This is a genomic window from Cytophaga aurantiaca DSM 3654 (assembly GCF_000379725.1).
GTDB lineage: Bacteria > Bacteroidota > Bacteroidia > Cytophagales > Cytophagaceae > Cytophaga > Cytophaga aurantiaca.
The window spans coordinates 1-24,854 of sequence record NZ_KB903644.1 but is presented as its reverse complement, the minus strand read 5'-3'; the positions used below and the strand labels follow the sequence as shown (position 1 = coordinate 24,854).

The 24,854-nt window shown below is 38.5% G+C and carries 17 protein-coding genes; 10 read left to right on the top strand and 7 right to left on the bottom strand.

The window, feature by feature from the left end:
* Window positions 1-42 precede the first annotated feature (42 nt).
* The 6 genes from A3EE_RS21960 to A3EE_RS0112720 all read right to left on the bottom strand — a co-directional run bounded on the left by A3EE_RS21960 (window position 43) and on the right by A3EE_RS0112720 (window position 13,374).
* Window positions 43-4,251 carry a rhamnogalacturonan lyase family protein gene (locus tag A3EE_RS21960; protein ID WP_018343840.1) on the bottom strand — a complete coding sequence of 1,403 codons (4,209 nt, stop codon included), beginning with the start codon at window positions 4,249-4,251 and terminating at the stop codon, window positions 43-45.
* A gap of 429 nt (window positions 4,252-4,680) precedes the next feature.
* Window positions 4,681-8,700 (bottom strand): Ig-like domain-containing protein, encoded by a 4,020-nt coding sequence (locus A3EE_RS21415; RefSeq protein WP_018343839.1) that lies wholly within the window; start codon window positions 8,698-8,700, stop codon window positions 4,681-4,683.
* Window positions 8,701-9,126: 426 nt separating this feature from the next.
* Window positions 9,127-9,666, bottom strand: a complete 540-nt coding sequence (locus tag A3EE_RS0112735; protein ID WP_018343838.1) for a YfiT family bacillithiol transferase — start codon at window positions 9,664-9,666, stop codon at window positions 9,127-9,129.
* Between the two features lie 395 nt (window positions 9,667-10,061).
* On the bottom strand, window positions 10,062-10,838 hold the full coding sequence (locus A3EE_RS0112730) for an N-acetylmuramoyl-L-alanine amidase family protein (protein ID WP_018343837.1): 777 nt from the start codon (window positions 10,836-10,838) through the stop codon (window positions 10,062-10,064).
* A 1-nt stretch (window position 10,839) separates the two neighbouring features.
* Window positions 10,840-11,931, bottom strand: coding sequence for a DoxX family protein (locus A3EE_RS0112725; RefSeq protein ID WP_018343836.1), 1,092 nt, complete (start codon window positions 11,929-11,931; stop codon window positions 10,840-10,842).
* 27 nt (window positions 11,932-11,958) lie between these two features.
* The gene (locus tag A3EE_RS0112720) at window positions 11,959-13,374 is read right to left on the bottom strand and encodes a TolC family protein (RefSeq protein ID WP_018343835.1); all 1,416 of its coding nucleotides are present in this window, start codon (window positions 13,372-13,374) and stop codon (window positions 11,959-11,961) included.
* A 267-nt stretch (window positions 13,375-13,641) separates the two neighbouring features.
* Here A3EE_RS0112720 and A3EE_RS0112715 point away from each other — a divergent pair, with 267 nt between their 5' ends.
* The 10 genes from A3EE_RS0112715 to A3EE_RS0112660 all read left to right on the top strand — a co-directional run bounded on the left by A3EE_RS0112715 (window position 13,642) and on the right by A3EE_RS0112660 (window position 24,508).
* Window positions 13,642-14,301, top strand: coding sequence for an ABC transporter ATP-binding protein (locus tag A3EE_RS0112715; protein ID WP_018343834.1), 660 nt, complete (start codon window positions 13,642-13,644; stop codon window positions 14,299-14,301).
* A gap of 157 nt (window positions 14,302-14,458) precedes the next feature.
* Window positions 14,459-15,709 (top strand): ABC transporter permease, encoded by a 1,251-nt coding sequence (locus A3EE_RS0112710; protein WP_018343833.1) that lies wholly within the window; start codon window positions 14,459-14,461, stop codon window positions 15,707-15,709.
* 4 nt (window positions 15,710-15,713) lie between these two features.
* Window positions 15,714-16,808, top strand: coding sequence for an efflux RND transporter periplasmic adaptor subunit (locus tag A3EE_RS0112705; protein WP_018343832.1), 1,095 nt, complete (start codon window positions 15,714-15,716; stop codon window positions 16,806-16,808).
* A 37-nt stretch (window positions 16,809-16,845) separates the two neighbouring features.
* Entirely contained in the window at window positions 16,846-17,196 is a 351-nt protein-coding gene (locus tag A3EE_RS0112700; RefSeq protein WP_018343831.1) for a hypothetical protein, read from the top strand.
* A gap of 122 nt (window positions 17,197-17,318) precedes the next feature.
* The gene (locus A3EE_RS0112690; protein WP_018343829.1) at window positions 17,319-17,831 is read left to right on the top strand and encodes a hypothetical protein; all 513 of its coding nucleotides are present in this window, start codon (window positions 17,319-17,321) and stop codon (window positions 17,829-17,831) included.
* A 375-nt stretch (window positions 17,832-18,206) separates the two neighbouring features.
* Window positions 18,207-19,073 carry a hypothetical protein gene (locus A3EE_RS0112685; protein ID WP_018343828.1) on the top strand — a complete coding sequence of 289 codons (867 nt, stop codon included), beginning with the start codon at window positions 18,207-18,209 and terminating at the stop codon, window positions 19,071-19,073.
* Window positions 19,074-19,291: 218 nt separating this feature from the next.
* Complete coding sequence (locus A3EE_RS21410) at window positions 19,292-20,404, top strand: sensor histidine kinase (protein WP_018343827.1); 1,113 nt, start codon at window positions 19,292-19,294, stop codon at window positions 20,402-20,404.
* Window positions 20,405-20,636: 232 nt separating this feature from the next.
* Window positions 20,637-20,912 (top strand): hypothetical protein, encoded by a 276-nt coding sequence (locus A3EE_RS0112670; protein WP_018343825.1) that lies wholly within the window; start codon window positions 20,637-20,639, stop codon window positions 20,910-20,912.
* Between the two features lie 566 nt (window positions 20,913-21,478).
* The gene (locus tag A3EE_RS0112665; protein WP_018343824.1) at window positions 21,479-23,242 is read left to right on the top strand and encodes a 6-bladed beta-propeller; all 1,764 of its coding nucleotides are present in this window, start codon (window positions 21,479-21,481) and stop codon (window positions 23,240-23,242) included.
* A 342-nt stretch (window positions 23,243-23,584) separates the two neighbouring features.
* Window positions 23,585-24,508: a hypothetical protein gene (locus A3EE_RS0112660; protein WP_018343823.1), complete on the top strand. Its 924-nt coding sequence runs from the start codon at window positions 23,585-23,587 to the stop codon at window positions 24,506-24,508.
* 77 nt (window positions 24,509-24,585) lie between these two features.
* Here A3EE_RS0112660 and A3EE_RS0112655 read toward each other — a convergent pair.
* Window positions 24,586-24,854 (bottom strand): transposase (locus A3EE_RS0112655; protein WP_026209627.1); only part of this gene is annotated, 269 nt, incomplete at its 5' end.

The window sequence follows — 24,854 nt, the reverse complement described above, 5'->3', positions numbered from 1 at the left end:
TGACCTCTTTGTTTTCATTTATAATTTATAATTTATAATTATCTATCTTTTTACAATCTTCGTTGTGTATGTTCCTTTTTCAGTTATGAGGATTACGGTATAAAGTCCGGAAGCAATACCTTCACCAACTGTAATTTCACTACTGTTCAAACCTTGTCTTGTTTCAACTAGAGCACCTGAGGCACTAATAATAGTATAGGATTGAATCATTCCATAATTTTCTACTGTAATCGTTGTGTTTGCATCAAACGGTTGCGGAACAACATGAATTGTTGCAGATGTTCCATTTATAGTTGCAGTTGTAACACAAGCTATATTGCCTGTTGTACCACCTACACAAACTGAACAGTTATCTATGAATGCAGTTCCGTTTGGAGTACCGTTACAATCTAAACAGGAAGCTTCGGTATGTCCGCAACCGCAATTACCTGCTTCAGTTTTACCTGCATCGGCTGGACAAAGATCTCCAGCAACAGCAACATATCCGCTCGGTTTGGTACATGCATTTAACGTGTTGGTAATATCACCCAAACCGTCGTTGTCTGCATCTGCGTACCAGGTTACGGTCGAAGCAATGGAGATTTGTATTGGAGCAGAAGTTGCTTTACAACCTGAAGCGTTTGTTACTTCTACTGTATACGAACCCGCTGCAGTTGCAGTGTAGGCAGATGAAGAACCAATCTGTATTGTTCCGTTAAACCATTTATAAGAGGCGCCGGTACTTGAAGAAAGAATAACTGATCCACCCGCGCAGAATGAAGTAGCAGGAGCAGTGATGGTTGGAGTTGCAATGGCTGCTGTGTTTTCGGTGATTGTTACACCAGTAGAAGTGGCTTTACAGCCCGCACTATTCGTTACTTCTACCGTATATAAACCTGCGACGGTTGCTTTATAAGAACCTGCAGTACCCACTTGTGTAGTTCCGTTAAACCATTTGTAAGAAGTGCCGGCACTTGAAGTAAGTACTACAGAACCGCCATTACAGAATGAAGTAGAAGGAGAGGTGATTATAGCAATAGGTAATCCGGCAGCATCTATTTGTGTAACCGCCGAAGTTGCTTTACAACCTGCCGCATTTGTTACTTCCACTGTATAAGCACCAGCAGCATTTGCTGTGTAGCTTGCAGCCGTTCCAACCTGTGTTGTTCCATTGAACCATTTATAAGAAGTACCTGTACTTGAAGTAAGCATTACAGAACCACCCGTGCAGAATGATGTGGCAGTAGATGTGATGATTGCAGTAGGGGTTGCATTTACTGTAATTTGTGTAACCGCTGAAGTTGCTTTACAACCTGCCGCATTTGTTACTTCCACTGTATAAGCACCCGCAGTAGTTGCTGTGTATGTTGCAGCAGTTCCAACCTGCGTTGTTCCGTTAAACCATTTATACGATGTGCCCGCACTTGCAGTAAGTACAACTGATCCGCCTGTACAGAACGAAGTAGCAGGAGCAGTGATGGTTGCAGTCGGTAATGTATTCACTGAAATTTGTGTAATGGTTGAAGTTGCTTTACAACCTGAAGCATTTGTTACTTCTACGGTATAAGCACCCGCAGCAGTTGCTGTGTAGGTTGCAGCGGTTCCAACCTGTGTTGTTCCATTGAACCATTTGTAAGAAGCACCTGTACTTGAAGTAAACATTACAGAACCACCCGTGCAGAATGCTGTTGCAGTAGATGTGATGGTTGCAATCGGGGTTGCATTTACTGTAATTTGTGTAACCGCTGAAGTTGCTTTACAACCAGCAGTATTTGTTACTTCCACGGTATAAGCACCGGCAGCAGTTGCTGTGTAGGTTGCATTGGTTGCACCTGTAATTGCACCCGCAGCATTCGACCATTGGTATGTCAATCCTGTTCCTGTGTTTGCAGAAAGCACAACTGAACCTCCTGCACAAAACGATGTAACAGGAGATGTAATGCTTGCCGTTGGTTTAGTAACCTGCAATACAAATGTGCTTGTTGCTTTACAGCCATTTGCGTCGGTATAGGTTGCAATGTAATTTCCTGCATTTGCAACAACGATATTTGTAAGAGTCGGATTTCGTAAAGTGGAAGTGAAATTATTCGGACCTATCCAGCTCCAACCTGCAGCAAGGTTTGGATGCGGACCTAAATTCACGGTATTGCCTTCGCAAACAGAAGCAGTTGCAGCGGTGAGCCATGCACCTGCATTTACCTGTATATATTGTGTAATAACAGGAAGCGGATTTACGGTAATTGTTTTTATTGCTGAGGTTGCTTTACAACCTGCTGCGGTTGTTACTTCTACGGTGTACGATCCGGCAGCAGTAGCTGTATATGTAGATGCTGTTCCAACTTGTGTTGTTCCATTAAACCATTTGTATGATGCGCCGCTACTTGCTGTTAATACAACCGATCCGCCTGCACACATTGCGGTTGATGGCGAAGTAATCGTTGCAGAACATGTTGCAAGGTTTGCAGGAGGGATTACTGCAATATTTGGTTTTACAGGTGTTGCCATACCATCACCCAAATAATAACTTAAATGTGGCGGCTGATTGTAACCTGTGTTTTGCCATGCAATTGCCACTCGATATTGTGGATCTTGCATAAGGGTTCTGAATTTGTATGTCGACGGAGTTGTTGTTGTAAAGATATACAAGGCATCGTTTGCCGCTGCACGCCAGATTACTTCTTCTCTCCAGTCGCCCATAATATCACCGCTTAAGCATGGTGTAGATTTTGTTCCATTGTTTGATGCAATGGGAGCAATGTTGTATGCAGTCAATAATCGACCTGTTCCGTATTTGTCGATCATGGTATTGTTCAATAATTCACGAAGTACATCACCATCCCACCACGCTAAAAAATTACAGGATTGAGGAGCAGCTAGTGTTGTAAGAGTTCCTTTGCAATCGAATACACCTGGAATACCACCTCCGGCACACCAGGATTCTGCTCCGCGGTATTGTGCTGAAATGTCTGCACATACGCCACGTCCGGGACCTTCTGTTTCACCTGCCGCTGTTGCTTTTCTCCAAAGTACATTTTTTGTTTTTCCGCTATACATGTAAAGCCCCGCATTGCCCACTGGTTCCTGTATGTGAGAAATTTCAAGGCCTGCCAGATCCGGATCAAGATCGGATACATGCAAGGCATCTCCATGTCCAATGTTGGTATTATAATAAACCGTTCCGTTGTCATCTAAAATTAACGAGCCTGTAATTACTTCCTGTTTTCCATCTCCATCTACATCGGCAACACTTAAGCTGTGTGCACCTTCAGAATAATTAGGATCTGCACTATTGTTAGGAACCATAAATGTCCAGCGTGTCGTAAGCTGACCGTTTCTCCAGTCAATTGCTTCTGCTCCCCATTTTGCATAGTAGCCACGGGTAAAAACACCTGAAGGTCTTTGTCCATCAAGGTATGCAACACATGCTTTAAACCTGTCCACACGGTTTCCATAATTATCTCCCCAGTCAGCTACTACACCTCTTGGAGGGTATAGATTTTTAGTTGCCATTGCTTTTCCTGTTTTACCATTAAAAACAGTAATGTATTCCGGGCCCGTTAAAATATAACCTGCAGTTGTTCTGTAATCGGCATTTGCATTTCCAATTACAACGCCTGTGCCATCAATAGTTGCTTCTGCTGTACGTGCCATCATTTCTGCCTGACCATCTCCGTCAAAATCATACACCATGAAATCTAAATAGTGTGCACCTGAACGAATATTTCTTCCAAAATCAATGCGCCACATTCTTGTACCATTCATTTTATACGCATCTATATAGGTGTTTCCTGTATAGCCGGATTGTGAATTGTCTTTTGCATTGGTTGGGTTCCATTTTAAAATGATTTCCCATTGGCCATCACCATCTAAATCCGCAATACTTGCATCATTTGCTTCGTAGGTATATGCAATGCCATCCGGAGTAGTTCCGCCAGCTGGTGCAGTAATAGGAACTTTTAAATATTGTTGTGCCCAAGGTGTAACACCGGCAGAAGCAGCTTGTTCAACACCATTAACAATAGTTGTTACACTGTAAGAAGCGGTAGTACTTCCTGCATTATCTGTGTAATTGGATACTGTTAGAGGCGTGGCATTGATTTTTGTTCCGTTTCGGTAAAGATTGAACGTAATGTCATCTTCTGTTCCCAGCCAGCGCCAGCTTACAAATACTTTGGCTCCGCCCATGCTTACTGCAGTAACCCCTCGGTCGAGTTTTTCGAGCTGCATTTGAGCGAATGTTTCCTGAAAGGAAAACAATAAAAGAGGAATCATAAAAATGATTCGACGAAAACGTGAAAGGAGCGTAAAATCTTTCATAGAAATGATGTCGGTTATGAAAATGATATTGGTCTATATCTAATACAAAAAAGGCTAAAAAAAGTAACAGAGAATTATTCTGTTTTTATAAAGAGACAAGATTTAATATTAATAAATAGAATTATTTTTAGATGTGTTTAGTGTTTGGCCTAATTAAGGTTAATACAATAGGATTATAAAAAATAACCCCTGAATCCACTAAAGGGAACTTTACTCTAACAATTGCTATGAAGTAATTTTATAAGACTTAGATAGATATGAACTTCTATAAGAAATGAATGAAGTAATGACCTTAAGTCCACTTTAGGGGATTTGGGGTTTATAAAAAAGGAAGCCACTTGTAAACGAATACAAATGGCTTCCTTTTTATCCTGAAAATCGAAGTTATTTTTTCACAATCTTCGTTGTGTAGATTCCTGTTTCAGATTGAATAAGAACTGTGTATAAACCCGATGCCAATGAATCACCTATCAGAATCGATTCTGTATTTAGACCTTGTTTTATTTCAACAATTGCACCGGAACTACTAATGATTGTTACGGATTGAATCGTTCCTAAATTTTCAATGGTAATTGAAGTGTTTAGGTCAAATGGTTGCGGCACAACTTTGATATTCGGATTTGAACCATTGATCGTTCCGGTAGTAATACATGTAGGAGTTTCAATATGATTGCATCCGCAATTGCCGGGTTCTGTTTTGTTTACATCGGTCGGACAATTATCTCCGGAAGTTGCAACATACCCATTTGGTTGTGTACATGTATTTACAGAGACAGCAGCATCACCAACACCATCGTTGTCGGTATCTGCATACCAGGTGACATATGAAGCTAGATTAATTTGTGTAACAGCTGACGTTGCTTTACATCCATTTGCATCGGTAATTTCTACCGTATATGCGCCTGCATCTCTTGCTGTATAGGCAGAAGATGTTCCTACCTGAGTCGTTCCATTAAACCATTTGTATGAAGCGGCACTACTTGAAGCAAGGATTGCTGTTCCCCCTGAGCAGATAGATGTTGTAGCAGCCGTTATAATTGGAGTAGGTATAGTAGTTACGGTGATTTGTGTGATTGTTGAAGTTGCTTTACATCCGTTTGAATTTGCAACTTCTACGGTATAATCACCCACTGTAGTTGCTGTGTATGTTGCTGCAGTACCAACTTGTGTTGTGCCATTAAACCATTTGTACGAAGTGCCTGTGCTTGCAGTAAGTACAGCAGATTTTCCGGTACAGAAAGATGTAGCGCTGGCACTAATGGTTGCTATTGGCAAGGCCGATATTCCAATTTGTGTAACAGCCGATGTTCCCTTGCAGCCGCCGGCATTTGTTACTTCTACCGTATACGCACCGGAGGTTGTTGCGGTATAAGTTGCACTTGTTCCTACTTGTGTAGTACCGTTGAACCATTTGTAGGAAACTCCTGAACTTGCAGTAAGTACTACAGAGCTTCCGTCGCAGATGGAGGATACAGGTGCGGTTATTGTTGGAGTAGCTGATGTTGATAGTGTAATGGATGTTACAGCTGAAGTTGCTTTACATCCGCTTGCATTGGTAACTTCAACCGTATAATTACCTGCAGCAGTTGCAGTATAACTTGCATTTGTTCCAACCTGTGTAGTTCCATTGAACCATTTATAAGAGGAACCTGTACTTGCAGTTAACACTACTGAACCGGCTGAGCAAATAGATGTGGTAGGAGTTGTGATGGTCGCTGTCGGTAATGTATTTACACTGATTTGTGTAACCGCTGAAGTTGCTTTACATCCTGATGCGTTTGTTACTTCTACGGTATATGCACCGGCAGTAGTTGCCGTGTATGTTGCAGCTGTTCCAACTTGTGTTGTTCCGTTAAACCATTTGTATGATGAGCCCGTGCTTGACGCAAGTATTACAGAGCCTCCAGTACAGAATGATGTAGCTGGAGCGGTAATGGTTGCTGTCGGTAATGTATTTACACCGATTTGTGTAACCGCTGAAGTTGCTTTACAGCCTGAAGCATTTGTTACTTCTACGGTGTACGCACCCGCAGCAGTTGCTGTGTACGTTGAAGCTGTCCCTACTTGTGTAGTTCCGCTAAACCATTTGTAAGATGAGCCTGTGCTTGCTGTAAGTATTACAGAGCCTCCTGTACAGAATGATGTAGCAGGTGCAGTAATAGTTGCAATTGGTAAAGCTGTTATCCCGATTTGCGTAACCGCTGAAGTTGCTTTGCATCCACCTGTATAAGTTACTTCTACCGTATATGGACCGGATGTTGTAGCAGTGTATGTAGCTGCTGTTCCAACCTGTGCAGTTCCATTGAACCATTTGTAAGATGCACCTGTACTTGATGTAAGAACAATAGAGCTTCCGTCACAAATGGATGTAGATGGAGCAGATATTGTTGGAGTTGCTGCAGTGCTTATTGTAATTGGGGTAGCAGTTGAAGTTGCCTTACATCCTGAAGCGTTTGTAACTTCTACCATATACGAACCCGCTGCAGTTGCTGTGTACGTTGAAGCTGTCCCTACTTGTGTAGTTCCGCTAAACCATTTGTATGATGTTCCTGAACTTGAAGTAAGCACCACTGAACCTCCTGTACAGAAAGATGTAGCAGGGGATGTAATGGTTGGTGTTGCTTGAGGAGTACCTGTCAGTATTCTTGCAGCAGATGTTGCTTTACAACCGGAAGCATTGGTTACTTCTACTGTATAGTCTCCCGCTGTTGTAGCGGTATAGGTAGAAGCGGTTCCCACTTGCGTTGTTCCGTTAAACCATTTGTAAGAAGAACCTGAACTTGCAGTTAATACAATAGATCCTGTCGTACACAGATTTGTTGTTGAAGAAGAAGCCGTAGGGATTGCCTGAGGCGTTCCTGTTAATGTTCGTGCAGCAGATATCGCTTTACAACCTGCAGCATTAGTCACTTCGACAGTATATGAACCCGCAGCAGTAGCTGTGTATGTAGCAGCAGTTCCTACTTGCGTTGTTCCGTTAAACCATTTGTAAGAAGAACCTGAACTTGCAGTTAATACAATAGATCCTGTCGTACACAGGTTTGTTGTTGAAGAAGAAACCGTTGCTGTTGGCAAGGCATTTACGGTAACGGTATTTGTGCCGGATGTTCCTGTTAAGCCAGCGCCGTCTGTAGCGGTAGCTTTTATGGATAATGTTGCAACAGCTGTTGGTGTGTATGTGATTGAATATGGCGAGCTGTTATCTGAACCAAGTAATGTTGTTCCATTATAAAAGTCCACTTTTGAAATAGAAACATCGTCCGTTGCTGTTGCACTGATTGTTATAGCTGTACCCACACAACCTGTTGCTCCGGATGCAGGAGCTGTTAATGTTGCAGTAGGATTTTGATTTACTACGGTGCCGCAACCGCATTGTGTCGGACTGTCTAATGTTGCACCCGATCCGCAAGCTGTATTGGTTACTAAACTTTGTACGCCGCTTGCTGCTGATATTGTTAATGTATAGGGAGGTGTGAATGCTGTTCCGCTACCTGTAGTACCTCCACTAGTATTTGTAAAGATATTATTTTTTGCTGTTACAGCAGTAAAGTCATTATTGTATAGATCAATTGGTTTGTTTACACCAATAAATACATTACTTTCAATTAATAGATCTGCTTTATAGCCTGCACGTATACAGCTGTTTGATACAGTACTGTTATATAAACAGTTCGCGATATGTAGTTGTCCGAAACGAACACGTGGCATACGTTCTACACAGCCTTGTGCCCACCAGCAATATTGAAATGTAATTTTCAATTTACCTGCATCCTGTGTAGCGCCATCAGAACTTCCGATTAGATCTGTAAATCTGTGATCGTTCGAACCACCAGATCCACCTGCGATAGGAGGCTTGTTGTAACTGAATTTACACCAGGTTACAGAGATGTAGTTGGTCATGTTTTTCATATCAAAATTACCATCCATACCATCTTGGAAATCGCAATGGTCTACCCATGCATTTTGAACATCGTCGAATGTAAGGTTATCATTTCCGTCAACATCATATGCACCCGGACCTTCAAACGTTAGGTTACGCATGATCAGGTTTGTAGTACGTTTTACATATAAGATTCCGGAACCGCTTGATGTTTTATCAACCGATATCATTCTTGATCCTGCTAAACCAATAATGGTTTTGCCATCTGTATCCTGAATCGTAATGCGACCGTTAGTTGGAAAAGTAATTGTACCTGAAACGTGTACTACTTTTACAGATGTAGTAGTTAGTGCTGTCTTTAAAGCTGCATAGGTTGTTACAACAGTCGGAGTAGCAGTGCCGCCACCTGTTACGCCGCCGTTCTGTGTGGCCCAGCCTACAACTTTACATTGATCTTGTGCCAATAATATATTGGAACTTAAGAAGATGATGGAAAGAAAAATGATTTTTACATATCGTTTCATATACATACAGGTTAATGCATTGTTCAATAAATAGAATTAATAAATAACTCCATTCTTAAAACATATACATACCGCTTACGTATAGGTAACGTTTTTTAGAATATTTTTTTTATAAAACTGGATTATATTGATTTTTAGAAGTTATTCCAATAAAAAAAGAAACCCATTCGATTGAAATGGGTTTCCTTTTTGGGATCTGTATTTTGTCCGTCACATAAATGTGACGGCAATGAAGCGCGGCAAATGTTAATTAAAGAACTGCCGCGCTTCATTGCCGTTGTGCTTTAGCCAACGGTTTGAATGTTTATAAGTGATTGGTCAATGGATCAGTGTGAAATAAACTTGAATACTCTATAATAAAAGAACCTCATTTAATTTTAAACGAGGTTCTTTTATTATAGAGAGTTAAATTAATAATAAAGAAATTTACCAGCCCTTCCGTTTCTTTAATTCTGTAATATGAGCAAGATGATGATTACTGTGCCAAGCATACAATCCAATGTATTCGTCTATTTTAAAAGGTGTCGAATGTTCCGGATGTTTGAATACCCGTTTTAGTTCTGCTTCTGTAAGCGAATCCAGTAGGGCAGTCCAGCGTGTATGTAAGCCATCTAAAATATGCAGACTGAATTCGATTGCCATTTTACTATCCACCAATTCTGCCCAACGGTCTTCCCAATAGGGTTTGATGGTAGGATTGTCTTCTGTTAAAGCCAGTTTAAATCGAATAAAACTATTCATGTGACTATCTGCACAATGATGGATCACTTGTCTGATTGTCCACCCACCCGGACGATACGTGGTATCCAGCTGCGCTTGTGTCAAAGATTCCACTGCTTCTCGCAAGCGTTGCGGAAATAAATGAATGTCCGAGATAAAAGCGGCAAGTTGCTCTTTCGATGGATTAACTGTTTTGTTATATTCACCAATAGGAAATTTCAGGTCGTGTAATTGAGTGTCGGTCATAAAACTAAGTGGTCAGTTGTCAGTAGACAGTGGTCAGTAAAAAGTAATAAGGAGTAAATAACTAGTAATAAGTTATGAGTTTTTTTTCTTAATCAAAAAGTATAATACTAAATAAACAATTAAATTAACCACCGGAGTAATCCTGTCAATCGTATTAATCTTTTAATCGTGTCGTAATCGTGGACTAATCCTGTCTATCTTGCAATCCTTTAATCGTGTCGTAATCGTGTTGTGATCCGTCACATAAATGTGACGGCAATGAAGCTGGGCAGTACAATAAATGAGCTTAGTTATTTATTCATATTTAAATTCTTAATCTTTTCACAGCTCATAAAATTAACTACCGAAGTAATCGTGTATTTTTGGGCAATCCTTTAATCGTGTCCGGCCCCTGTTTACTCAGCCTCGATCATCTGCTTATAGTCCTCTATCGCACTATAGATACCATACGCTGTATGCATCTTTCCTTTTTCAGAGTTCAGATACACTTCTTCTTCTGCATGTGTTAAGAAACCTGTTTCTACAAGTACCGATGGCATTGTTGTTTTCCAAAGCACTAAAAAACCTGCTTGTTTAACACCTCTGCTGTAGCGCTGATTGTAGGTCTTGAATTCTTCTTCGATCTGTCCTGCAAGAATCATGGAGTTTGTTAAGTTCGCACTTTGATACAGTGAAAACATAATATACGACTCTGGTTTGTTGGGGTCGAAACCATCGTAATTACTTTGCTGATTTGCTTCCATTAAAATAGAAGAGTTCTCGCGTTGAGCGACCAGCATATTCGATTCGGATTTATGCAAACCCATACAATAGGTTTCTGTTCCCAGAAATTGTTCCGGACCGGCATTCACATGTATGGAAATAAATAAGTCGGCAGCAATTTTATTTGCGATCGAAGCACGGTCGTGCAATTCTACAAAATGATCGTCTTTACGGGTAAACGTTACTTCCACATCGGGCAGATTTGTTTTTATTAATTCACCCAATTGCAAGGCAATCGCTAAGGTAATGTCTTTTTCTCTGGATGATTTACCGTTGCAGCCCGGGTCTTTACCACCGTGACCTGCATCAATAACAATGCGTTTGAGTTTAACCGAACGTGTGTTTTTAATATCAAACGATACTAAGAACAAACAGATAAATAAAAGACCTGCAACAGATTTAGAAAACATATTATTTATTTACTGCATCAAGCAATGCTTGCTTTTTGAATGTGTCAGATGTGAAATCGCCAACAATATTTCCTTCATCCAATACTACTATTCTTGGCGGTGAAGGAGCTTTGTCTAATAAACGGAAGAATTTACCTGCATCAACAAATGCATACGGGAAGCTTCCGCCAGCAAATTTGAAGAAGGCATCTTTCTGAGATTCTTCTCCCCAGAATAAAATGTAAACAGGAGGGAGCTTATTTGTTTTATGAATTTCAATCAGTTCTTTACACGTGTTCATGCAATGATCGCAATCCACATTGAAGAGACAGACGATATTTTTACCTGCATCTAAATTCGTTGTAATACCTGTGCTGAAATTTTTATAAGGAGCAAAGATCGAAGTTGTTTTAGGCAGACCTGGTTTTACGTCAGCTACCGGTTCGGTTTTGATCGGTTCGGTTTTTGTCAATGGAGTTTTCTTCGGATCTATTGTTGGTGTTTTTGTACCTTTTCCATTTACAGGTTTTTCAACATATACCGTATCGATCTTTATGATTGGTTCAATAACATTTGTTTGTGGAGCTACAGCTGTACTACCTGCATCACATCCGCATACCGGTCTGTATTTCCAGAAGATGATTGCAAAACACGCAAGCAAAATGAAAATCGGATAGCGGTGTTTCTGATCTTTAATGATCTTATAGTTGAAAAAGATATACGCTAATAAACCAAGTGTAATAACATTTTTAATTAAGGCTTGCAGCGGTGTCATCGGGATGATTTGTCCCATACAACCACAGTTTCCTGAATTGCCTTGTGTAATCATCTGATACGTTAAGTGAATACAGAATGCAATAAGCATTAAGGCTGTAGCCGGCAAAATAAATTTCTTGAAATAATGATTTTGTAAAAAAGCAATGCCTAAAAAGAATTCAAATGAAATGATACATCTAGCAAGAATGGGAGCGAAGCACCAGTTAGTAATGCCTTGGTCGACCAATTGTTTTTCAAAAGCTTCGATCGGAATAAGTTTTGTATATGCGGAAAAAATAAAGAGTATCGCGACGATAAATCGAAATACCCAGACAAGAGCTTGGTTGTTGTTTCTCATAATATATTAAACGTATTAAGTAATGTATTATTGAATGTTTACCGGCTGACCGGAATATATTTCTAATATCGCATTTTTAAAGATGAAATCATACTTTGCCTGTACCAAGTTTGATTGAGATTGGTTCAGGGTATTTTTCATCTGGTTGAATTCAACAGATGTAATTAAGCCTCCGTCAAATCTTTTCTCCGCATTGCGGAAGGATTCCTGCGTTGCATTATAGGATTCATACAATGCAGACAATTTTGATTGACTACCACTTGCCTGATAATAGGCCGTATATATGGTACGTTGTAGGCTGATCCTGGCAATGTTGTAATCAAGATCTGCCTGGGTCATAGCAATCTTATTTCGGTGTACGGTAGTTCGTACCTGCAATCCGTTTACGATCGGAATGCTTAAGGTTACGCCAATGAACTTGCTGTAATTGTCTTTTATCTGTGTGTTGAATGGTTTGTCTGAATAGATATTCGTGTAGTAATTCGCCAGTACATTTTCATTGGTGTTTTCTGTAATACCGATCACCTGGGTGCCGTTGTATTGCTGTCCGGAAACATACTTTCCTGAAGTTGAATATAAGGTACCCAACGAGCCGTTTAATGTAAGTCTTGGATAATACCTGCCTTTGTTCGCATAGTATGCATGGGTTGCACTTAGTTTTTTATACTCTAAGCTTTTTAATTGCGGTATCTGCTCGATCACTACATCCATAACAGCTTGTGGAGAAGCATAACTCAGCTGATTTTTTTCAAGATTCTGTGCCGGTTTTACAATGCGGATAGACATAGGATCCGTCAGTTCAAGCAGCAAACCCAGATTTAAATACGAAAGATCAAGATTATTTTTTGTCTGAATTACATTTGCTTCTTCCGTTTTCCATTGCGCATATACGTCCAAGGCAGAGCTTTTTGCAACCACACCCGACTCCTTTAACTTATCGGTGCGTTCATATACACCTTTTGTAGTCTCAGCCTGTAGTTTTGCATTCGTCCAGATCTCTTCATTCATCAGAATGGATACATAAGCCTGAACAATAGAAATACTCAGATCCAGTCGGTACTGATCAATATCCTGCTGTGCCGCAGCTACATCATCTTTACTTTGTCTCAATGAATTCTGTAATAAAAAACCGTTGAATAAAACCAGACTTCCGTTCACGTTAAAATTGTTTGAACGTACCTGTTGATTCAAATACACGTTGGTAAAAGGGTCAATACTTCTACCGAAGTTATAGTTCTGAGAAGCACTGGCATTGATGGTTGGCAGCATAGCACCTTTTGCCTGCAGTATATTCTGTTCGCTTATAAGGCTGGCATTTTTAATTTTTTGAAACTGAGAATTATGTGTTTCAGAATACTCCAGACATTGCTGTAAGGTCCATGTTTCCTGAGCGTACGTTGAAAAAGCGGATAGGGAAATGAAAAGTATAAATAGCTTCTTCATAAGAAGATTGTTAGGGGATTAGATTGATTAAAGCTTGTGTTACAATTCGTCTGACCACAAAAAAGTGGTCGGACGAATGATGTTAATTATGTGATCCGACGAAATAAGTTGCCACGGTGGTCCGACCACTTTTTTTTGTGGTCCGACCACTCGATACTTAATCAAGATTTTATGTTGATATTAATCCCGATAAAAATACACTCTTTTGTTGATAATGTAAACTATCTCGGCTAGTTTGGCGTTACATTTGAGTTTGTTCCCAGTTTCATGATAACATTAAAGAATATAAATAAATCGTATACCACCGGCAACAATACCATGCATGTGCTTAAAGGTATAGATTTAACGATCGGTGAAGGGGAATTCGTATCCATTATGGGATCTTCCGGTTCGGGGAAATCAACGTTGCTGAACATACTGGGAATTCTGGATGATTATGATGAAGGTGAATATTGGCTGAACGGAACATTGATCAAAGATCTTTCGGAATCAAAGGCAGCGTTTTATCGCAATAAATTTTTAGGCTTTGTATTTCAATCCTTTAATTTGCTTGCCTTTAAAAATGCCGTTGAAAACGTAGCACTTCCTTTATATTATCAGGGTGTCGGACGAAAAGAACGTATGGCCATTGCACTGGATTATCTGGATCGTGTAGGATTGAAAGACTGGGCTGAACACATGCCCAATCAATTATCCGGCGGACAGAAACAACGTGTAGCCATTGCGCGTGCATTAGTTTCCAAGCCGAAAGTTATTTTAGCCGATGAACCTACAGGTGCATTAGATACACAGACATCGTATGATGTAATGAAAATGTTAAAAGAAATAAACGCTTCGGGCATCACCGTGATCATTGTTACCCACGAACACGATATCGCAGATCGCACGGATCGCATCATCCGATTGAAAGATGGATTGATGCAATGATGTATAAGTATTCACAGTCGTCCGACCACTTTTTTCAGTGGTCAGACGACTTGTTCAACAAAGTGGTCAGACCACTCTTTAGTGATCTGTGATTGAAATTATACTCAAATGATTCTATTTAGTGGTCAGACCACTGGTGTAGTTATAAAAATAAAATATGTTCGATTTAGATAAGTGGCAGGAAATATTTAATACCATTAAGAAGCATCCGCTGAGAACCTTGCTCACAGCATTTGGTGTCTTCTGGGGGATCTTCATGCTCGTACTTTTACTGGCTGCCGGTAAAGGTCTGGAGAATGGAGTGAACCAAAACTTCAGCAGCATGGCTAAAAATACCATGTGGATCTGGGGAGGAAAAACGACCATACCGTATCAAGGTATGAAGCCCGGCAGATACGTGAGCTTTAAGAACGACGATTATGAATACCTGAGAAAGCAAATGCCGGAGCTTTTATACATTGCTGCAGGTACCACGCTTACCGGAGATTACACCATCAATTATAAAAACGCTACCGGTAATTTTAAAGTAGATGGCAATGTACCCGATCTGAATAAGGTACGTCCGATGAAATATTCTGAAGGTCGATTCATCAATCAGAATGATCTGAATGAAAAGCGCAAAGTAGCCGTAATCGGTACGCGTGTACGTGAACTTTTATTCGGACAGGAGCCATCTCTTGGAAAATACATTCAGATAAAAGGTGTATACTTTCAGGTGATCGGTTGCTTTGAAGTAGAGAATATGGGAGGAAGCGGCCGCGATGATTCTGAAAAAATATTTATTCCCTTGTCTACACTGCAAGGCACATTTAACCTACCCGACAGAATTAGTGTCTTTGGAATTGCACCCAAAGATGGGTATGATCCGCTGGTGGTTGAGGAGAAAGTAAAACTGTATCTCGCTACCAAACATCTTGTATCGCCCAAAGACAAAAATGCAGTCGGTGGCTGGAACTCCGGTAAAGAAACACAAAAGATAAATGGATTGTTTTTCGGTATCACCATCTTTATCTGGGGTGTGGGTATCATGAGCATCATTGCAGGAATTGTAGGTGTCAGCAACATCATGCTGATTATTGTTAAAGAACGAACCAAAGAGATCGGTATTCGGAAAGCACTAGGCGCAACACCCATCTCCATCATTTCATTGATCATACAGGAATCCATTTTCATCACATCCTTAGCAGGGTATTTTGGATTGCTAGCAGGCGTATTGCTTGTTGAATCCTTTAAAGATATGCTGTCGGGTGCAGAGTCGAAGAATTCCTATTTTACCAATCCCGATATTGATTTTAATGTTGCTATTACCGCAACGGTTATCCTTGTTTTTGCCGGTGCGTTGGCTGGACTCATTCCTGCAATCAAAGCCGCTAATATAAATCCGATTGAAGCCTTAAGAGCAGAATAAATATATGATCAAGAAAATTATTACCTATACACTTATTGCCGGCCTGGCAATTCTTTTTGTCTGGACATTTTGGTTCCTGTATCAGAATTCACAAAAGAAACCGGTGGTCTTTCAAACCGATACACTGTTCTACAGCGACATTGTACAGAAGTCTGTTTCTGCAGGCTCCATTGTTCCGCGCAAAGAAGTTGCGATTAAATCTCAGGTATCGGGCATTGTAGATAAACTGTTTGTTGAAGCCGGACAGTATATTGAAAAAGGTGAATTGATCGCACGCATCCGTATTGTGCCAAACATGGCAAATTTGAACAATGCAGAAACAAATGTAGAGAAAGCAAAACTTCAGCTTACTCAATCGGAGACCGAATACAAACGCTACAAAAAATTGTTTGACGACGATCTGATTCCCGAAGCAGAGTACAATAAATATCTACTGGACTACAATCAGGCGAAAGAGAGTTTGCGTGCAGCGGTTAATAATTACGACATCGTTAAAGATGGTGCAACCAAGCAGGCAGGAAATGCAACAAACCTGGTACGCGCTACGGTGAGCGGGATGGTGCTGGATGTGCCCGTAGAAGAAGGCGGCTTTGTGATCGAAGGAAATACATTCAACGAAGGAACAACCATCGCATTCATTGCGAACATGAACGACATGATCTTTTTGGGGAAAGTAGATGAGTCTGAAGTAGGGAAGATCAAGCCGGGTATGGAAGTGGATCTACACATTGCAGCCATTGACAATAAAGTGTTTCCTGCAACGCTTGAGTTTATTTCTCCCAAAGGTATTACCGAAGACGGTGCCATTAAATTCGAGATTAAAGCAGCAGTAAAAATTGACAAGACGGTTTACATCCGTTCAGGTTACAGTGCCAATGCCGATCTGGTATTGCAGCGCAGAGATTCGGTACTTTCTGTGAAAGAATCGTTGATCCAGTTCAGCGGAGATTCTGTCTATGTAGAAGTAGAAACCAAACCTCAGGAATTTAAAAAACAGTTGATCAAAACCGGCTTGTCGGATGGCATCAAAGCAGAAGTGCTTTCCGGTGTAAAGTTGGGCGATAAGATTAAAGTCATTGTAGATAAGCCGAAGATGTAATTCGAAAATTTTGAATGAATTCTATAACAACTATGTTATGAAAGCCAGTTATTTGAAATTTAGAAATGAAGATGGAAAGATTCATTCAGGTTCAGTACTTGATGAATCTGTTGGAAAATTTTTAAAATTTCAATTAGAAAAAGATTGTAATAGTTCCGCTACTGAATACTCGACTTGGGGATATACATTTGGGATGAAAATTAAAAATATGAAGTATCTAATTAACGTGGGTTTTATGGAGACTCCAAGATATCTGCAGATCAGAATTAATCCCATTCCGACTTTTTGGCAAACAATATTTTCATTTTACAATACTGAACGCAAAGAATTGTTAGATAAAGTCGGTGAGTTGGTAGAGCGTAATTTTCCTAATCTGAAAAAAATGTAATCTGATCTCAGCTCTTCGGGATTTGCAATTCCGAAGCCGGATAAATAGGATTTGTAATTTGCTGTACTTGTAAATTTTTGCTGACGCAAGCATTCGCTTGTGCCTCATATGAATAAAATAACATGGAAAAATATTTTATCTATTTACTAACGATATTTCTCTGTGCAACCACTGCTTGCATCAATGAACCAGAACCTCAGGTTAAACAACGAGAGCTTGTTTCGTGTGATTTTAATATAAAGGTTGTGTATGTGAGAAGTTACTTCTTAAAGTTAGGGCTAGGGACATTGATCTATGAAATAAATAAAGATGAGATAAAGATCACTAATCATTCTGACATTGTTTATATAAAAGATACGGTTGTGTTCTCTAAACAATCAATAGGCGATTCTTTAGTAGATTATTTTTGCTCACTTCAACTTGATTCATTAGAAGGAGAGTACAACAGAAATAACAGGGCTATATTTAGCGGTACAAGTACTCTTATACGATATAAAAAGGGTGATTATGAAAAGGGTATATGGCTGCAAAATGATTCTCACCCCGCAACAGATGAGATAATTTTAACCATAAATAAGATTGTTCCTGAAGCATATCAAATAAAGATTCCTAAGGCTGGAGAATATATAAATTGATTCGTTATAATCTTTTGGGTAGGTTTTGTAGTTTTATTTTAAAAACTAAGCCAACAATAATTACCTCCATAAGCCAATCCCTTAGGGGTTAAATATCTGTAGCTAAATAAAAGAGATTTAAGAATTGTATGAGTTCCATCGGGACGATATATTTGTTGTTTAGTCGTCGCTCCTGGACGGAGCTCCGTGCGTGAGGTTTGTAGGTATTATTTTCTACAGATATATTACTCCGATGGAGTAATTACTGAGATCGACGAAGTTTATGTTGATTGCTTCTTTTGATCTAATCACAAATTAAACTTCTTTTATGCCAACGGCTGACAACCACTAGTATATTTGTAACCATAAAACTTTTACGATACAGAAACAATAAGTATGATCGACTTAAATCAAATAAAAAAAAACTATGCATCCATGACGGATGAGAGATTAATTCAGTTTGCGAATGAAGATAGAAAAACATTAACCAAAGTAGCTCTTGCTATTCTTGTAAAAGAATTCGAAACAAGAAATCTGGATACTACATTATTTGAGCGTACAGAAGCAGAATTGAATTTTGATAAAGAACGTCATTGGTTTTTTGCATTAGAAGAAAAACGCAAAGGGAAGGATACAGATTCAATACATACATCCTTACTGGAACGTAAATTGAGCGATGAGGAAGCTGCACATATAATCAACCGACTGCCGGATTCTACGTATGCAGATGATTTTTTTGAAAAATTGATCACGGATAGATGTGAGAATCAATATCAAGGTGGGATTATAGCGCAGGTATTACTTATTGGAGTTGGTCTGCTAGCGATCAGTTTTGGTATGGCAAATGCATTCTTTCCTGCTGCCGCGATAGGTGTTTTTGTTCTACTCTCGGCTCTATTTGTTGGGAAAAGAAAAGAGTACGACGGTAAGCATTGGTATCAACGTCTTGAAACGAATCCGGAAAGTGTTGTCTGGATAAAACCTATTGTGGAAAAACATACTGTATGGTATGTGATAACGTTATTTAAAACGAAGAAAGTTCAATTGTTAACCAGAGATGCCGCTATCGTGACTTTTGATTGCGACGATGAAAAAGATGTACAAGTGTTTTTTAATGGTGTGAAGAAATTTATACCACATGCACACATAGGATATTCATTTGATATATATGAAATGTACGAACGTGATCCGAATGAATTTATCAATGCACTTCAATATGAAGGTGTTTATTCGCCTGTCATTGAATTGAAAATTAATTTATAGTAACTATAAGGATGTATTGAATTCGGTTCTTCTGGATTTTTAATTCCGAAGACAGATAAAAAGGTTTGTATATCCATGTTGCCGGCCATCTCTTCAATCCTAATCACGAATCAACCCTCCCGCCCAATAGCGCTACAGGGTCTCTTGTGCCAACGGCCGACAGCGCACTGCTTTCAACCTAAAGTTTAAACAATAGAAAATATTACCCTATTATTACCATGAAACATGATAATGAAAAACATAACGAAACAGACCTTAATCAAATAGGTTTATTGGTTTCAGATCATATTGATGCCATGCTTGCATATTGGGATAAAGATTTAGTATGTCGGTTTGCTAATAAGGCATACCTTGAATGGTTTGGGAAAAACCGCGATGAAATGATTGGTAAGATTACTCTAAAGGAATTACTAGGTCCATTGTATGAACTAAATTTAGCTTATATAAACGGAGCACTTGGCGGAGAAAGACAAACCTTCGAACGTGAAATACTTACTCCTTTGCATGGTACAAAACATTCGCTCGCTAACTATTACCCGCACATTCTGGATGGAGAAGTACGAGGCTTCTTCGTTCATGTGGCTGATGTAACGCAAATCAAAAATCTGGAAAAGGAATTAATTGCTTTGTTAGAGTATGAAAAACAATTAAATGAAATTAAAAGCAGTTTTGTTTCTACTGCATCACATGAGTTGCGTACACCATTAAGTACAATTACGTCAAGCATGTCTCTTCTGGAACGTTATAATCAATCAGGAGATTATGACAAAATGGAGAAGCACTTCAAAAAAATTAGAGCCTCCGTTGAAAATCTTGTTGGTATTTTAAATAACTACTTATCATTAGATAAAATTGAACAAAACAAAATTAAAATTGAATATGTAAACTTTAACCTGCCGGATTTTATTAATGAAATAATGCAGGAAGTAGGAGGAATTCTGAAAGAAGGACAAAAAATTCAGTATGTTCATAAAGGAAGTAAGGAAGTGAAACAGGAAAAAAAAATATTGCATAATATTCTGTTGAACCTGTTGTCAAATGCAATAAAATATTCAGATAAGAATAAAGAAATATTTTTGACTACCGAAGTAAGTAAAAATAAAATTCTATTAAACGTACGTGATAATGGTATAGGTATATCAGAAACTGATCAGGCAAATTTATTTAAAACTTTTTTCAGAGCAAACAACGTGGTTAACATAGAGGGCAGCGGACTCGGATTGACGATCGTTAAACGGTACGTTGAATTAATTGGAGGGAGAATTAACTTGGAAAGTAAAATAGATGAAGGCACAACCGTTAATATAGAATTATCTAATATTTTAAGTTGATCGAAATACCACTTCCTGAAATACTTTCTCATCCATGCATTGAAGTAGAAAGAACATCAAAAGCGTCCACATAAATTTTATTCATATGCTGCATCATGAAAGTCAGTTATTTAAAATTTAGAAATGAAAATCAAAATATATATTCAGACTCGTTAATTGACGAATCTGTAGTGGAATTTTTAAAATTTCAATTTGAAAAAGATTTTTAGAAGAATTAAAATCGAAAATTATATTGACACACATTCCGAACTGGGAAACTTCAATGATTCCTTTAATAGAAAAATGGACGTGTGATAAGATACTTGAGAAGCATAATGGAAAGAATGGATTTTATCTTTCTGAATATTTAATTATGTTATTGAAAAGCTTTTTCAAAAATGAACCTGTTACCTTATATAAAATTAATCCCGACTGGGCAGATTGGCCATGGGGTGATATGATGAGTGAAGAATATTTATTTGAAACAACCGGAAGGATTTATATAATGCATTTCGGCGAAAGTTCATGATCAGGAAGGAAAGTTAGATCTTAGAAATTTGTATTCATCTTACCGGACCGAAGCCAGATAAACAATATTTACAAACCATTACACAATACACTTTTTATTTCTGATTCGTATTTTTATTACATAATAATATGCCTTGTAAAGTTCTGATTAATATGATTTTCTCCTCTGTTGCATATACCTCTTTTAAACTTTAAAAAGAGGTATATGAATACATAATTAATCTGTAAAATCATGGATGCTTCTATTTGAAGTCATTGCAGGGGATTAGGGGACGCTTAGGAGATAGTGTTTTTTATAAAAACTTCTGTAGTATAACAATGTTTTGCATTTCAGACGAATTTCCTTTAATTTTAAAATGTGATTTTTATTACCTTAAACTTACATGTTTAAACGTGCATGTTTTACAAAATCGCCTTTTAATCAATTTAAAGTATGTTTTTTTATGTAAAATTACCCTACCATTGTTAAACCATATAAAGGTTTACTTCGACTAAAGAGTATAAAAACCACTATAAAAAGGAATTATCCCTTTCCTGCTAGTTGGTTAAATTTAAATAAGTGTTACTATGTTAAAATATAATAAGTGCATTTGCTTATTAACGATTACCGCACTGCAATTTATTTTTACTGCTTCTGCGCAGAATTATTCATTTGAAAGAAAAATCAGCGGATATAAAAGTTCCTCCAGTGAAACTGTATTTATCAGCCCCTTAGGTATTGTTCTGGACTCCTTAAATAATATTTATGTAGCCGATAACGACCGTATACAAAAATTTGATAACAGCGGAAAGCTGATCAAGAAATGGGGACGCTTTGGTTTTGGAGAAGGACAGTTTTCTGCTGCTTCCAGAATGGCGATCGGTAAAGATGGTTTCTTATATGTGCTGGATGTTTCAAGAGTTCAGAAGATGACTCTTGATGGTAAATTCATTTCTCAATTCGGAACATTCGGAACGGGTGATGCACAGTTTATGTACCTTTCAGGGATAGCTATAGATAGCTTGAATAATATATACGTTACCGATCGAGGCAATCACTGCGTTCAAAAATTTTCAAGTAAAGGTGTCTTTTTAAAAAAATGGGGAGAGCTTGGTACTGAACCTGGACAGTTTCAGATTCCGGAAGATATTGCAATAGACGAGAATGGTTTTCTGTATGTAGCAGATGCCGGTAATCACCGTATCCAGAAATTTACCGGAGATGGCAAAGTCGTTTCTTCGTGGGGTTCTTATGGAAAAAATAAAGGACAATTTAATTATCCGAATGGAATAACGATTGATAAAAGCAATACGCTTTATGTCGTAGACTATAATAATTCATGTATTCAAAACATGTCCACCTCTGGTATCTTCATACATAAGTGGGGCAGGCTGGGTGGCATGGATGGACAGTTTAACGCCGTTACAGGTATTGCAGTTGATTCATCAAACAACGTATATACCATTGATGCAGGAAATCAGAATGTGCAAAAATTTACAAATGCCGGACAGTTTGTTTCTTCATGGGGAAATCCTAAAGGAGACAACGATCAATTGTTTTTTCCATTCAATCTTGCAGTGGATTCTGTAAACAATTTGTATGTAATGGATATTGATTACATACAAAAGTTTTCTCCTTCCGGAGAGTTTGTTGCAAAGTGGGAAGCTATACAATCGGAGCATACAGAGTACGGCAGTTTTACAGATTTTGTAATCGATAGACATGGTAATTTTTATGTTGCAGACAATCAAAAGCATTGTGTGATGAAATATTCTTCCGATGGTAAATTGATTTCTATAATAGGGAATTATGGTTTAGGAGATGGGATGTTTAATGATCCGATTGCCTTATGTCTAGATGCTGAAAGTAATATTTATGTTGTTGACAGAGATAATCACCGAATTCAGAAGTTTAACAGTAAGGGAGAGTTCTTGTTGAAGTGGGGAACTAGAGGAGTAGGCAACGGAAAATTCTTGTGGCTTTCAGACATTGCGATTGATGCCAACGGCGATGTGTATGTATTGGATTCAAAAACCAGAGAAGTACAGAAGTTTACAAATGCAGGAGTATTCATTACAAAGTGGGGCGGAGAAGGTATTTCGAACGGTAAATTTTTAGCACCGAAATCGATTGCCGTGTGTGCACAAGGTAACGTGTATGTTACCGATGTTGAAAGAGACTGTATGCAGAAATTCACAAACACAGGTGTGTACATTACGCAATTAGGTACTCCCGGAATTTCCGATGGTGAATTTCAAAGCCCGCATGGTATTGTATTGGACTCAGATGGGAACGTTTACATTGCAGATGCGAATAATAACTGCGTTCAGAAATTCGCGCCAAGAAAATAATAATCATACGTATTTTATCATTTTTGATTTAAGAACTAATCAACCCGCTGTTGTGCCTTTTCGGCCAACAGCCAAGCAAATATTTCGCTTACCATTGTTGATCGTTTAATCTTCCCTCACCGTGGTCTGTGGCGCACAGAACATCAACATAGTACCCTTTTACCTAAGTATTAAGATCGCAGTGGTTCTGGCTTTTCGGCCAACCACCGACTGCTCTATACAATGGATCGATAATTTTCTTAAAGAACAATGAAATTTATATATTGAACGATGGTAAATGTAGTTCGCCTGGATTTTTTACCGTAATGATCATCTCTGTTTTTTATTTTGTAAATAGAATCTATGATTGAAGGACGCGCAATACTATGGACACTTTTAACAAGTATGTTGATTGCTTGTACGCAACATACTGAATCAAAACAATCTGCTATACCGCCTGCAGCAGATACGTGCATCTTATCCGTAGATAGCACAGCTGATATGTATCCATATGAAGAACAGATCCAATATGGTGAAAATGAATATATACCTCCTGCTCAAACAAGATTGAGATTTAAAAACTTCAATCTGATCATACATAATTTTGCAGGATATGACATCAACGGTGAAGGAGAGGAACGTACTTATGGCGGACAGTTTTATGAAGGCGTAGATAAACACGGGGCTCATTTAAATGACGATGAAATAGAGCAGGACGGTTATGAGGAAACATTGATTGTTACAGCTGATACGGTCTATCTCAGCGAATCACTTGCAAATACGCATGATAATAAAATTGACAAAACACTTTTTGAAATCGTTCCGAATCACAGCACGGATACCTATAAAATTTCGTATTGCTATCTGACAGCTATCTATGAAATGTTTGAGCATGTGAACGTGCCTGATGAGGAAAAAGAAAAACTCTATGCGAATAGATTCTATCGTAAAGAACACACAGCATTTATTGCTGTTCCCGATTCAGCAAAACTATTTTTTAAATTGATTACTCTGAAAGATAATGAGCAGCAAGCGTTTTATACGAATGGAAGTATGTCTCAGGAGTATTATCAAAAAGATCTCAAGCGGATCAGAAATCAATATGGATTGAAAGATACCTTGATTCAATACTCAGGAGAAGGCGGATCCTGGTATGCAACGCTTAAAAAAGGAACGCGTATTTATGGATACGATGCAGATTCTTATTTGATTCGTGTTGAACGCTACGCAGATAATAAACTGGCAGAAACAAAATACATCGTTATTTTTATTGCTTATGGTTGTTAGCAGTTTTACCAACAATCCAGAGCTTTTGGTGTTGCCTTTCTTACCTAAGCTCTAAAATCGCCGTGGATTTCTATGGTTTATGCAAGTGCATTGGTATAAATATATTCATATTTTCTATTATCTCTAACGCATGCAAATACACGATGTATTAATTTATTTCGAATAGCGTTTATAACATTCATTTTTGCTTTCCCTTGTTTTATTTTACGATCGTAGAATTCTGTAATTTCTTTATTTGATTGAATAGCAACCAGTGCTGCCATGTGTAATATTGATTTGATACGCATATTTGCTTTTCTTGATACATGTGTTCGTTTTCTTACGCTTGTTCCTGAACTATGTTCAA